This is a genomic window from Vibrio cholerae ATCC 14035 (genome assembly GCF_000621645.1).
Classification (GTDB): Bacteria; Pseudomonadota; Gammaproteobacteria; order Enterobacterales; family Vibrionaceae; genus Vibrio; species Vibrio cholerae.
The window spans coordinates 1-12,492 of the sequence record NZ_JHXR01000027.1; the positions used below are offsets into that span (position 1 = coordinate 1).

The 12,492-nt window shown below is 48.9% G+C and carries 10 protein-coding genes and 1 pseudogene; 7 read left to right on the forward strand and 4 right to left on the reverse strand.

What is annotated here, in order from left to right; genetic code table 11:
- Nucleotides 1-95 precede the first annotated feature (95 nt).
- Nucleotides 96-806 (forward strand): annotated as a pseudogene (locus T411_RS01000000119460) (dicarboxylate/amino acid:cation symporter); the annotation flags it as partial.
- Nucleotides 807-907: 101 nt separating this feature from the next.
- On the opposite strand, the gene T411_RS0113260 reads toward T411_RS01000000119460, so the two are convergent.
- Both T411_RS0113260 and aspS read right to left on the reverse strand, forming a co-directional pair.
- Nucleotides 908-1,486, reverse strand: coding sequence for a thymidine kinase (locus T411_RS0113260; RefSeq protein ID WP_001880948.1), 579 nt, complete (start codon nucleotides 1,484-1,486; stop codon nucleotides 908-910).
- A 96-nt stretch (nucleotides 1,487-1,582) separates the two neighbouring features.
- On the reverse strand, nucleotides 1,583-3,358 hold the full coding sequence (gene aspS, locus T411_RS0113265) for an aspartate--tRNA ligase (protein ID WP_001256500.1): 1,776 nt from the start codon (nucleotides 3,356-3,358) through the stop codon (nucleotides 1,583-1,585).
- Nucleotides 3,359-3,649: 291 nt separating this feature from the next.
- Between aspS and T411_RS0113270 the strand changes: the two genes are divergently transcribed.
- The 6 genes from T411_RS0113270 to T411_RS0113295 all read left to right on the forward strand — a co-directional run bounded on the left by T411_RS0113270 (nucleotide 3,650) and on the right by T411_RS0113295 (nucleotide 9,831).
- Nucleotides 3,650-4,519 carry a DUF72 domain-containing protein gene (locus tag T411_RS0113270; protein ID WP_001880947.1) on the forward strand — a complete coding sequence of 290 codons (870 nt, stop codon included), beginning with the start codon at nucleotides 3,650-3,652 and terminating at the stop codon, nucleotides 4,517-4,519.
- Between the two features lie 137 nt (nucleotides 4,520-4,656).
- Nucleotides 4,657-5,385, forward strand: coding sequence for a carboxy-S-adenosyl-L-methionine synthase CmoA (gene cmoA / locus T411_RS0113275; protein WP_001068374.1), 729 nt, complete (start codon nucleotides 4,657-4,659; stop codon nucleotides 5,383-5,385).
- A 111-nt stretch (nucleotides 5,386-5,496) separates the two neighbouring features.
- Entirely contained in the window at nucleotides 5,497-6,468 is a 972-nt protein-coding gene (cmoB, locus tag T411_RS0113280; RefSeq protein ID WP_000481534.1) for a tRNA 5-methoxyuridine(34)/uridine 5-oxyacetic acid(34) synthase CmoB, read from the forward strand.
- A 119-nt stretch (nucleotides 6,469-6,587) separates the two neighbouring features.
- The gene (locus T411_RS0113285; protein ID WP_000476327.1) at nucleotides 6,588-7,325 is read left to right on the forward strand and encodes an ATP-dependent zinc protease family protein; all 738 of its coding nucleotides are present in this window, start codon (nucleotides 6,588-6,590) and stop codon (nucleotides 7,323-7,325) included.
- 8 nt (nucleotides 7,326-7,333) lie between these two features.
- Nucleotides 7,334-8,842 carry an inactive transglutaminase family protein gene (locus T411_RS0113290; protein WP_000202050.1) on the forward strand — a complete coding sequence of 503 codons (1,509 nt, stop codon included), beginning with the start codon at nucleotides 7,334-7,336 and terminating at the stop codon, nucleotides 8,840-8,842.
- Nucleotides 8,842-9,831, forward strand: coding sequence for an alpha-L-glutamate ligase-like protein (locus T411_RS0113295; protein WP_000506955.1), 990 nt, complete (start codon nucleotides 8,842-8,844; stop codon nucleotides 9,829-9,831). The genes T411_RS0113290 and T411_RS0113295 overlap by 1 nt, the downstream gene beginning before the upstream one ends.
- Before the next feature lie 80 nt (nucleotides 9,832-9,911).
- Here the strand turns inward: T411_RS0113295 and serC are convergent, their stop codons facing one another.
- Both serC and T411_RS0113305 read right to left on the reverse strand, forming a co-directional pair.
- On the reverse strand, nucleotides 9,912-11,006 hold the full coding sequence (gene serC / locus T411_RS0113300) for a 3-phosphoserine/phosphohydroxythreonine transaminase (protein ID WP_000400868.1): 1,095 nt from the start codon (nucleotides 11,004-11,006) through the stop codon (nucleotides 9,912-9,914).
- Nucleotides 11,007-11,127: 121 nt separating this feature from the next.
- Nucleotides 11,128-12,393: a DUF945 family protein gene (locus T411_RS0113305; protein WP_000835928.1), complete on the reverse strand. Its 1,266-nt coding sequence runs from the start codon at nucleotides 12,391-12,393 to the stop codon at nucleotides 11,128-11,130.
- Between the last annotated feature and the right edge of the window lie 99 nt (nucleotides 12,394-12,492).

Below are 12,492 nucleotides of genomic sequence, written 5' to 3' on the forward strand. Positions count from 1 at the left end.
TCCGATTTAAATTTTGTTTAACCCTAATGAAATGAGCACTATGGTTAGTGCTCATTTTTATAGTCTCGATTGCTCATTTCTCGCGGCTCGCTACAACCATTGTTGATGCCATGGTGTGGATGATCAATAAAGTGATGCTGATTGCGCCGATTGGTGTATTTGGCTTAATGGCTGATGCCGTGGGTACTTTTGGTTTCAGCGCGCTGATGGTGGTGTTTAAGCTGTTCGTCGTTTACGTAGCGGCGATTGCGATTTTTGGCTTTGTGGCTTACCCAGTCATGATCCAACTGTTCAGCAAAACATCGGCGAAAAAGTTCATTCAAGCAATGAAAAAGCCACAAGCGGTTGCACTGTCTACGGCCTCTTCTATGGCGACACTGCCTGTCACTATGGATACGGTGAAAAACGATCTGGGTGTGCGCAACTCAACGGCTTCTTTCGTACTGCCTTTGGGCGCGACCATCAATATGTCAGGTAACGCGATCTACTACGGTCTGGTGGCTATCTTCTTTGCTCAGCTGTTTAATATTGACCTGAGCATGGGCGCTTACATTGCGATCATCGTGACGGCGACTTTAGGTGCGGTTGGTCAAGCGGGTGTTCCGGGGCCTTCATTCCTTGTGGTGGCGGTTCTGCTCTCTGCCGGTATTCCTATTGAAGGTCTACCACTGCTGTTTGCACTGGATCGTATCTTTGACATGATCCGTACTGCGCTCAACATTACCGGCGATGCGGCTTGTGCAGTGATTGTGGATTCGATGATCACTGAGGAAGCGGCGGCTGAGCTGGAAAAACGTGAAGCTTAATCGCTGATCATTATCATTCATAAAAAAAGCCAGACATTAACTGTCTGGCTTTTTCTTTATTGAGTCACGGGCAAATTATCCCGCGAAGGAGATGGGTTCGCTTAGCGTCCCAACGCCTCTTTATAGTGCTGGCGACAGACTGAAACATACTTATCATTACCGCCAATCGCCACCTGATCCCCTTCGCTGATGGCGTTGCCATGCTCATCGGTACGGATCACCATGTTGGCTTTGCGTCCACAGTGGCAAATGGTTTTCAGCTCAATCAGTTTATCCGCCCATGAGAGTAGATATTTACTGCCTTCAAACAGCTCACCGAGAAAATCGGTACGCAAGCCGTAACACAGCACAGGGATATCCAGTTTATCCACTACTTCGGTCAGTTGGTAAACCTGCTCTTTAGAGAGAAACTGACACTCATCCATCAAAATACAGTGACGAGGTTCAGCCTCATGCAATGTTGCGATCACGTGCAACAGATCGGTATCGGCATGGAAAAGGTGCGCTTCGGCCTCAAGCCCAATCCGAGAACTCACTTTGCCAACACCAAACCGATCGTCGATCGCGGCGGTAAAAATCAGTGGGTTCATGCCGCGTTCTTGGTAGTTAAACGCCGATTGCAATAAGGTGGTCGACTTACCCGCATTCATTGCCGAGTAATAAAAGTACATCTGAGCCAAAGAAGAAATCCTGTTTGTATCATTTTACTGTCTGCGCTCTCGTGCCGCGCAGGTTAAAAAAAAGGGTGGCTAATGCCACCCTTTGCAAGGCGTTGATTACGCTTTATCTTTCGTTGCAAGCTTGACCGCAATCGCCAACTCTTCGAGGGCGGCAGGGTTTGCCAAACTTGGTGCATCGGTCATTAGACACGCGGCGGCTGTCGTTTTCGGGAAGGCAATGACATCACGGATGTTTTCCGTACCGCACAGCAGCATCACCAGACGATCCAGACCAAATGCCAGACCTGCGTGTGGTGGCGTACCAAACTTCAGCGCATCGAGCAGGAAACCAAACTTGAGACGTTGCTCTTCTGGCGTGATACCCAGAATGTCAAATACGGCTGATTGCATTTCTGCGTTGTGAATACGGACTGAACCACCACCGACTTCGTAGCCGTTCAATACCATATCGTAAGCGTTTGACAGCGCCTCTTCTGGGTTGGCTTTCAACTGCTCAGGAGAGAGGTTCAGAGGGGATGTGAATGGGTGGTGCATCGCTGCCACGTTACCTTCATCATCGCTTTCGAACATTGGGAAATCCACGACCCACAATGGAGCCCACGCCGATTCATTAGTAATACCCAACTCTTTACCCGCTTTCAGACGCAGTGCGCCCAGCGCTTCAGCAACCACTTTGGCAGAATCGGCACCGAACAGAATGATATCGCCAGTTTGCGCTTGAGTACGCTCGATAATCGCTTGAATGATCTCTTCAGTGAGGAATTTCGCTACAGGCGATTGAATACCTTCCATGCCCGCAGCCAAATCGTTGACTTTCAGCCATGCCAAGCCTTTTGCGCCGTAAATAGCCACAAATGCGGTGTACTCATCAATTTGTTTACGAGTCAGTGCTGCGCCACCTGGGATGCACAGTGCAGCAACGCGGCCTTTTGGATCGTTCGCTGGACCAGAGAACACTTTGAAATCGACGTCTTTCAGCAGATCCGCCACATCCACCAACTCCATTGGGTTACGCAGATCTGGCTTGTCTGAGCCGAAACGACGCATCGCTTCGCTGTAAGGCATGATTGGAAAATCGCCCAGATCCACATTCAGCAGTTCAAGCCACATTTCACGAATCATCTTCTCAGTCACTGCGCGTACTTGTTCTGCGGTCATGAAAGAGGTTTCAATATCGATCTGGGTGAATTCTGGTTGACGGTCAGCGCGCAAATCTTCGTCACGGAAACATTTTACGATTTGGTAATAACGATCAAAGCCAGACATCATCAGTAGCTGTTTAAACAGCTGTGGTGATTGTGGCAGCGCGTAGAAACTGCCTTTGTGTACACGGCTTGGTACTAGGTAGTCACGCGCACCTTCTGGTGTCGCTTTGGTCAACACTGGGGTTTCGATATCAAGGAAACCGTGTGTATCCAAGAAACGGCGTACAAAGCTTGAGGCTTTCGCACGCAGTTTAATGCGGTCACTCATCTCTGGGCGACGCAGATCCAAATAACGGTACTTGAGGCGTTGCTCTTCTGAGTTCTTTTGGTTGAAATCGAGCGGCAGAACATCTGAACGGTTAATGATCTCAAGGCTACGTGCCAACAGTTCTACTTCACCGGTTGCCATCTCTTTATTGACTTGGCTTTCTGGACGCGCACGCACTTCACCGGTCAATTTGATACAGAATTCGCTACGCAGTTGGTTAGCCACGGCGAATACATCCGCCATATCCGGATCCACTACTACCTGAACAATACCTTCACGATCTCGCATATCAATGAAGATCAGACCGCCTAAATCACGACGGCGATTAACCCAGCCGCACAGCTCTACAGTTTGTCCTACCAAGGACTTGTTCAGGTGACCACAATAATGGCTACGCATAGTGAATTTCCCAATCTCAATTAGTCATCAAATTTAACGCTGAAAGGTCGTGGAGTACTCGACAGACTGCCTATTCAGCAAAGTTCCATTTATACGCCGAAAGAGATTTAAGATCGACCTTCCCACGTACAATTTGTTGTCTTTTCTTACCCCTTGCTGCTTTTTAACGCAATAATCCCGTCAACCGGAGATTAAAGGCTAACCAGAAGGGAAAAATAGGCGCTGATTATAGCGCTAAAATCTCGTATTCTTCAAAACTCTCGTGATGATGATTTAAGGAGCTCGAGCAGAGTGACGTCCTCTCTTCCCTTGCGACTCGGTTTAACCCTGTGGTCTCACCCTGCATGGCAGAGTGAGTTTTATGGCAGCGGCACGCAAGCTTCTGAACGCCTTGCGAAATACGCCAGCGTTTTTCACACCGTGGAGGGGAATACCACCTTTTACGCGTCGCCCTCGCCCAGTACTGTGCTCAACTGGCGCGCCGCGACTCATGATGACTTTCGCTTCACCTTTAAGCTGCCCAAAAGCATTACCCACCAGCATTTACTGCGCGACTGTAAAGAAGAGCTGCTGAGTTTTTTGCGTTTAATGCAGCCCTTGCACGACCGAATTGGCATGTGGACGATTCAGCTGCCCGCCGCTTTTGGGCCTGAACATCTGGCGCAATTGAAAAACTTTCGAGACTGGTTTCCAGCCGATTTTCCACTGGGCGTGGAGGTGCGTCATTTGGCCTTTTTTGGCAAAGGCGAAGCGGAAAAAGCGCTCAATCAATGGCTGATTGAGCAAAACATTGATCGCATCATTATGGACAGTCGCCCCGTTTTTTCGGCGCTGCCGAATACCGAAGCGGTAATTGATGCGCAGCAGAAAAAACCGAAAGTGCCGGTGCATGCGATTGCCACCGCCAAGCATCCGATGATCCGTTTTATCGGCCATCCTGAGATTGAGGCCAACCTACCCTTTTTCGGTGCTTGGCTACATAAACTGCCCGAGTGGATTGCCCAAGGTAAGCAGCCTTATCTAATGATTCATACACCGGATAATGATTTCGCGCCTCAGCTGGCGGTGCAACTTTACCAACAATTACAACAGGCTATCGCGCTGCCTGACTTAGCCCCTTTTCCCGTCACACCAGAACAACCACAACTGAGCATGTTTTGAACTCACAATCCGGTACGGCTGATTTACCCTAAAGGCGATGTGTTTAATGACAGACGCTGCGATTTTTCATAAAATACGCGCCTTTTATTGAGCCAGCGCCACAAAAGCTGGCACAAGACGCTGCCATGAGGTCTGCTATGAACCCAAAAGATACTCTCTTTTCCGCACCCATCGATAAAATCGGTGATTTCACCTTTGACGAGCGCGTGGCTGAAGTTTTTCCAGACATGATCCAACGTTCGGTGCCGGGTTACAGCAACATCATATCTGCGATTGGCATGCTGGCTGAGCGCTTTGTAAAGCCTCATTCCAAGATTTACGACTTAGGCTGCTCACTGGGTGCGGCAACCCTTTCTATGCGCCGCCATATCAAACAAGAAGGCTGCCAAATCATTGCTGTCGATAACTCAGCGGCCATGGTGGAACGCTGCAAGCTGCACCTCAACGCTTATCGCTCGGACACACCAGTGCAGGTGATCGAAGCGGATATTCGCGATATCGCGATTGAAAATGCCTCCGTCGTAGTGCTCAACTTTACCTTGCAGTTTCTCGCGCCGGATGATCGCTACGCGCTGCTAGAAAAAATCTACGCCGGATTACGCCCGGGTGGCATTTTGATCTTGTCGGAAAAATTTGTGTTTTCGGATCAAGAAGCCCACGAGCTGCTGATCGATTTGCACCACGATTTCAAACGTGCCAACGGATACAGCGAGCTGGAGATCAGCCAAAAACGCAGCGCGATTGAAAATGTGATGCGCCCAGATTCCATCCAGACCCACAAACAGCGTTTTGCCACTCTCGGCTTTTCTAGCTTTGAAGTCTGGTTCCAGTGCTTTAACTTTGGCTCTATGTTCGCCATTAAGTAAATCGCTTATTTTGTTAACTATTTTTGTCATTTATCTTCATGTTAGCGACTCTCTGCGCCACGTATGATCCTGAAGTCATGTGCAGAGAGCATAGTTTAGGTATTTAGCCCCATGTTCAACTTTGCCAACGTTTACCAACAGATCGCTCAACATCCGCAGTTACAGTTGTGGCTCAACACCCTGCCTCAGCAATTGACGGATTGGCAAGCTAAGCAGCACGGAGATCTCGATCGCTGGATGCGTAACCTCAAGAAAATTCCGGTCGGTCAACCGGAGGTGATTGATCTGAAAAATGCGGTAGCGGCACACAATCATCAGCCACTCGCGCAAGGTGAACAGAAGAAATTGGAAGCGGTGCTCAAAACCTTTCACCCTTGGCGTAAAGGTCCTTACCATCTGCACGGCATTCATATTGATACCGAATGGCGATCCGATTGGAAATGGGATCGCTTACTGCCACACATCTCGCCACTGAAAAACCGTTTGGTACTTGATGTGGGTTGTGGCAACGGCTATCACATGTGGCGCATGCTGGGTGAAGGGGCGCAGCAAGTGTTCGGCATTGACCCTTCCGAGCTGTTTCTGATCCAGTTTGAAGCGGTACGTAAACTGCTGGGCGATGACCAACGCGTTCATCTCTTGCCACTCGGTATTGAACAGATGCCGGAGCTCAACGCCTTTGATACTGTGTTCAGCATGGGCGTGCTTTACCACCGTCGCTCACCACTCGATCACCTGCTGCAACTGAAAAATCAGTTGGTTGCTGGCGGTGAATTGATCCTGGAAACCTTAGTCGTAGAAGGGGATGAACATACGGTACTGGTGCCGTTTGATCGCTACGCCCAAATGCGCAACGTCTATTTCTTCCCTTCTGCACTGGCTCTTAAAGTGTGGTTAGAAAAGACAGGGTTTGTCGATGTGCGTATTGTCGATGAAAATATCACTTCACTCGGTGAGCAGCGTACCACAGAGTGGATGACACACAATTCACTGCCCGATTACGTTGACCCACAAGACCCAAGCAAGACCATTGAAGGCTATCCGGCGCCGCGACGTGCCATTCTGATTGCCAAAAAGCCATAATTGACACAGTTTTAACTCGCTTATTCGGGTATCACGTTACCCTTGGTAAAGGATGCGCTAAGCATCCTTTGCTATAACTTATCTATACAATCACTCATTAGAAAATAATAAGGTCGCAAATGTTTAAGCGAATTGCACCCTTTGCCGCATTGAGTTTGCTTTCGGGCTGCGCACTCACCAATGGCGATGAATACCATCAAGCGACGCTCTCCGCGATTCAAAGCTCTGAAGCCAATATGACCCAAAAAATGACGAACTTAGAATCACAAATGGGTCTGCAGAATGATTATATTGAAAGCCTTGAAAAACAAATTACTGAGCTAAAAACTCAAGTTAGCCAAATTAAACTGCCCCCCCCCCCTGCCCCGAAACGAGTCTCCACTGCGAAACCGTCTAATGATCAGAACACCGCTATCAGCAAGCCTCGCCATGATGTGGTGCTGGGCGAAATTGAGAGCGTCACCATTGATGCGATTAAGCAAACCTTTGATGCTCGTATCGATACGGGTGCCGCCACCTCATCACTGAACGCCGTCGATATTGAAGAATTCGAACGCAATGGCAAAAACTGGGTGCGTTTCCACCTCGCTGATGAGAAAAACCCTAAAACAGAGGCTAACTGGATTGAAGCGCCCGTCTTGCGTTATGTGCGTATTCGTCAATCCACCAACGACAATACCGAGCGCCGCGCCGTTGTCGAGCTTTGGGTAAAACTGGGCTCTATTCATGAGAAAGCGCAGTTTACCCTCGCCGACCGTTCGCAAATGACACATCCCGTGCTGCTTGGCCGCGAGTTTATCCGTGATATCGCCCTGGTCGATGTCAGTCGCAAATACATTCAGACCGAACAAAAATAGGCGAGACGATGACTTCGAAAATTCCTTTTTATATTTCTGTCTTTCTGCTCTTTGCTACAGGTATCACATTGAGTGTTTTGCGCCACCAAGATTATGGTGTGCCATGGACCCCCGGCGAAACTCGTCAAGTCTGGGATATTGAAGCGAGGATCGAGTTTGCAGCGCAAGGGAAGGAGGCCAAAGTTTCCCTTGCCGCACCGCTCACGCAAGAAGGCTATACCCTGATCAACGAAACCGCGTCCTCCCCGGGCTACGGCATTTCTTACCTGAATACCGAATCAGGTCGCCGTATTGAGTGGTCGATTCGTCAGGCGAGCGGCCCGCAAACCATCTACTACAAAGCGCAATTTCTGGTCGACCCACAAGCCAAAGCAGTACAAATTCCGCCAACACAACCGATCACAAAACCCGCCTTTGATGGCCCCGAAGAGTCAGCGGCTATCGCCTTGATCGACAGTGCTTCGCAGCGCTCAGCAGATCACGTTACCTTTGCTCGCGAGCTGATTAAAGGACTCAACGATAGCGAGAGCCAAAACGCCTCTTTGCTGCTGAATAAAATGAGTAAAGTCGATGCCACGCAAAAACTGCTCTCTTACGCACTCGTACCCAATAAAGTGGTCGGAGTGATCCAGTTAGAAGATGGTCGCCGCCGTCAGTCGATTCAGCATATGAATGAAGTGTGGAATGGCAGCGCTTGGATCCTGTTTAATCCAGAAACAGGCACCCAACCAACACATCCGAATCTTCTGGTGTGGGATGAATCCAACGTCTCTCTACTCGATGTGGTCGGTGGGCAAAATAGCCAAGTCATGTTCAGTATGATTTCGCAAAAAGTCTCGCCTCAACAAGCCACCGACAGCAAAGTTGAGGCAGACGGTTTACTCAATCTCTCAATCCATAGCTTGCCGCTTGAAGAGCAAGCCATGTTCAAGACCATCATGTTGATCCCGATTGGTGCCTTGATCGTGGTGTTTTTGCGCGTGATTGTCGGACTCAAAACCTCGGGGACTTTCATGCCCGTCTTGATCGCGGTGGCCTTTGTACAAACCCAGCTCACCACGGGTATTGTCGGCTTTCTGCTGATTGTAGGCACTGGCTTAATCATTCGTAGTTACCTCTCCAAGCTCAATCTCTTACTGGTTGCACGGATTTCAGCCGTGATCATCACCGTGATTTTGATTATTTCGGTGTTTACTGTGGTGGCGTTTAAAGTCGGTTTAACCGAAGGCTTAACCATCACTTTCTTCCCGATGATTATTCTGTCGTGGACCATTGAGCGGATGTCCATTCTGTGGGAAGAAGAAGGCGCTAAAGAGGTGCTACTGCAAGGCGGTGGCTCACTGTTTACCGCTATTTTGATCTATCTGGCGATGACCAACACGTATGTACAACACTTAACCTTTAATTTCATTGGGTTACAGTTGGTTGTTCTCGCGGCAATCCTACTGTTGGGAACTTACACCGGTTATCGAATTTCTGAGCTACGTCGCTTCAAGCCTTTGGTGGAGGAGAAGTAATGGGGTTCTCCTTTTCGTTCTCGGATTACACCTCCCCTTTTAAGCTACGCCGCAAAGGTATCATGGGGATGAATAAGCGTAACCACGCTTATATCGGACGTTACAACGATCGTTCCAAGTACCCTTTAGTGGATGACAAGCTCAAAACCAAGCTGATCGCTCAACGGGCTGGGTGTACGGTTCCAAAGCTCATCGGCGTGATCAGCAATCAAGCCGAAGTGAAACACATCCATGAAATGGTCAAAGACTGGCCGGGCTTTGTGATTAAGCCTGCGCGCGGCAGCGGTGGGAAAGGCATTTTAGTCGTCACCTCCCATCAAGCCGGTGTGTATACCAAACCCTCAGGTTCGAACATGAATAAAGAGGATGTGGAACGCCACATCAGCAATGCCCTCGCCGGACTTTTCTCTCTTGGCGGCAAAAACGATGTAGCCGTGGTCGAAAACTTAATTCAGTTTGATGACTGTTTTGAGGGGTTCAGCTATGAAGGCGTACCCGATGTGCGGATTATCGTGTTCAAAGGTTATCCGGTCATGGCGATGATGCGCCTCTCCACTTCCGCTTCGGATGGAAAAGCCAACTTGCACCAAGGTGCGGTCGGCGTGGGAATTGATATTGCCACCGGTAAAGCGGTGCGTGCCGTGCAATTTAATAAACCCGTTACTCATCACCCCGATACAGACAAAGAGCTGGCCACCTTAGTTGTACCCCACTGGGAAAGACTGCTGACATTAGCAGCCAGCGCTTGGGAGATGACTGGATTAGGCTATCTCGGAACCGATATGGTACTGGATAAAGAAGAAGGCCCCATGGTGTTAGAACTCAACGCGCGTCCCGGACTCGCGATTCAGATTGCTAATGGCGCAGGACTCTTGCCTCGTTTGCAGCACATTGAAAGTTTAGGTTCTTCACTGATCTACCCAACACCCGCCGAGCGTGTAGCGTATGCAGTGCGTAAGTTTGGGGTTCACTCACCGATAGCGCAGTAATCCTGATTTTATTTACCGCGCCAACATGACAAAAGGCTTCCGAATGGAAGCCTTTTTCTTGATCTATCAACCACATGCCATTAAGCGTATTGCGCTTCAAACTCTTTCATAAAATCGACCAGCGCTTGCACACCCTCTAGCGGCATCGCGTTATAGATAGAGGCACGCATCCCCCCCACAACACGGTGCCCTTTCAATGACACCAAGCCACGCGCTTCAGCCAGTTCCAAGAAGGTATCGTCCAACTCGGGTTTCGCCAGTTGGAATGGGACGTTCATCAGCGAACGGTTGTCTGGATGGATCTCGTTACGGTAGAAATCGGATGAATCAATATAGCCATAAAGCAGCGCCGCTTTTGCACGGTTCACTTCTTCAATCGCTTTGACGCCACCTTGTGCTTTCAACCATTGGAAAACAAGGCCGGAGAGATACCAAGCAAAGGTAGGCGGGGTATTAAACATCGACTCTTGCTCAGCAAGAATTTTGTAGTTAAGTACTCCCGGTAACAGATCGCTAGCCAAATCCAGCAAATCATCGCGCACGATGGCGATACAGATCCCCGCAGGTCCAATATTCTTCTGCGCGCCAGCGTAAATCACGCCGTATTTCGATACATCAATTTCACGAGATAAAATGGTCGAAGACATATCGGCAACAATCGGTTTGTCTGTGACAGGCAAATCGTTGATTTCAATACCATCAATCGTTTCATTCGGGCAGAAGTGCACATAGGCAGCATTGTTCGCAATGCGCCATTCGCTCGCAGGTAATACGGCAATTTTGCCTTCTTTTTCAATTTTGGCGTCAAAAACATCGACGGTGCAGTATTTCTTCGCTTCTTTCACTGCGCTCATCGCCCAGTAACCGGCATCAATGTAGGTTGCCGTCTCTGCATCCCCGAGCAAGTTAAGTGGTACAGCCGCAAACTGTGCACGCGCTCCGCCTTGGCAAAACAGTACTTTGTAATTATCTGGGATATTCAGAAGATCGCGCAGATCGCGCTCAGCATGCTCGGCCACTTGAATGAATGGCTGACTACGGTGGCTAATTTCCATCACCGAAGTGCCAAGATGATTCCAGTTTACAAACTCCGCTTGTGCTTGCAGCATCACAGCCTTAGGCAAGGCGGCGGGACCCGCACTAAAGTTATAAACCGTATCGGTGTTGTGCTCCATGTGTTCATTGCTCCTGCTAACGAAAAGTGTTGTGATTAATACCACTTTTTACGCCAGATAAAAAGCGAGAAAAGAGGCCTTAACGCCTCTTTCCCCAAGCAACGAACGACCGCGCGAGTTTTTAGCCTTGTGACATCATCAGCGGCATTAACAACATGACGAGTGGCATGGTTTTTCCGTTCGGGAATACCACATTACCCTCTTTGATTTCCGCTTGTAGGGTGTAGCCTTTATCATCTTGAGTCATCATTTCCATCATCATGAGCTGGTCAATCCCTTGTGCAATAAATGGGAAAGCCGTCACCAACTGGTTGGAAATATACGTTTTAGTCTGCCCGGTCAGCGCTGGGATCACCGCCATCGGATCTTGCAGTAGATTTTCCGTCCCTTCAGGCACATTCAGTCGCCAATTCGATGCAAAATCACCACCAGAAATATTGGCCGAGAAGTTATCCACTGAAACGAAGAACCCTTTACTGAACAGTGCTTCCACTTGTGGCAAGATCTGCTCAACATCCTGCTCGGTCATCTCTGGCGCACCTTGATAAAGTTTAGACAGCGCTTTGGTGGCCGTGGTATCCAAGTCCCCCAACGTGAAATCTAAAGCGAACTCTTTAAACTCGCCGCCGCTGTATTTGGCATCGGCAATCTTCATTTTGTGAGCCGTGGTAAAACGAGTCTGTGTGGTATCCAACCCTGAAGTGAAATGGTAAGTAAAACCACCCATATCAAACTCCGTTTGTCCCTCTTGGTTGACACTCAGTTTATCCAGCTTGAAATTCTGTGCGCCTAGCCACAAACCATCACTCTCTTTACCTTGACCGTCACCGGTGATCTGGCTGAGTACCATCTGCGCTTGGTTTTCAAAATCCAAAATGATCTTTGGTACGTTCAGTTGGAACGTCATTTCACCCAATGTCGTTAAAGAACCGCTCATTTGCGCCGGTTCAATGGTCACTGCAACAGGCTCTTCACCTTGGAATACGTAGTTCCACTGTTCCAGCTTCACCGTGTAATCGGTGTTACCGTTTAACTTGGTATTCGAAAGAATCTGCAGTGGAAACTCAGGGAATTGCGGCAATGTTGATACCGCTGACACCCCCATCAGGCCATGAGTCAGTGTACTGTCGACTAAAATTTCGGTCGGAATACCTTCTGCTTCTAACTGCGCCACAATCGTCGGGTCTGTGATTTTGTAACGCGTCTGCATTTGTGATGACAGATAACCGCGCTGATAGTTAACCAGTTCAGCCTTGGTTGATGAGCTTTCAAAATTGTTGAGGCCATCTTTGATCGCAGATTCACCGATTTGGCCCACCGCGAGTGGCCAACACAAACCTAGCGCAACAGCCCCACCCACTGCACCGATCATTTTTATTGATTTCATAGTCGAATATTTCCTTGGGATTGAGTTTCCTTAGTTTAGGTGACGAAACTCGTACAAGATACAAATAATTGTCAACATTTGTGCAAACAACGGGAAAAG

Bases quoted from the DNA above. Each gene is read 5' to 3' on its own strand.
- T411_RS0113285 (WP_000476327.1), top strand. From the start codon at position 6,588: ATGTTTAAGCGAATTGCACCCTTTGCCGCATTGAGTTTGCTTTCGGGC.
- serC (WP_000400868.1), bottom strand. From the start codon at position 11,006: ATGGAGCACAACACCGATACGGTTTATAACTTTAGTGCGGGTCCCGCC.
- cmoA (WP_001068374.1), top strand. From the start codon at position 4,657: ATGAACCCAAAAGATACTCTCTTTTCCGCACCCATCGATAAAATCGGT.
- cmoB (WP_000481534.1), top strand. From the start codon at position 5,497: ATGTTCAACTTTGCCAACGTTTACCAACAGATCGCTCAACATCCGCAG.
- T411_RS0113305 (WP_000835928.1), bottom strand. From the start codon at position 12,393: ATGAAATCAATAAAAATGATCGGTGCAGTGGGTGGGGCTGTTGCGCTA.
- aspS (WP_001256500.1), bottom strand. From the start codon at position 3,358: ATGCGTAGCCATTATTGTGGTCACCTGAACAAGTCCTTGGTAGGACAA.
- T411_RS0113290 (WP_000202050.1), top strand. From the start codon at position 7,334: ATGACTTCGAAAATTCCTTTTTATATTTCTGTCTTTCTGCTCTTTGCT.
- T411_RS0113295 (WP_000506955.1), top strand. From the start codon at position 8,842: ATGGGGTTCTCCTTTTCGTTCTCGGATTACACCTCCCCTTTTAAGCTA.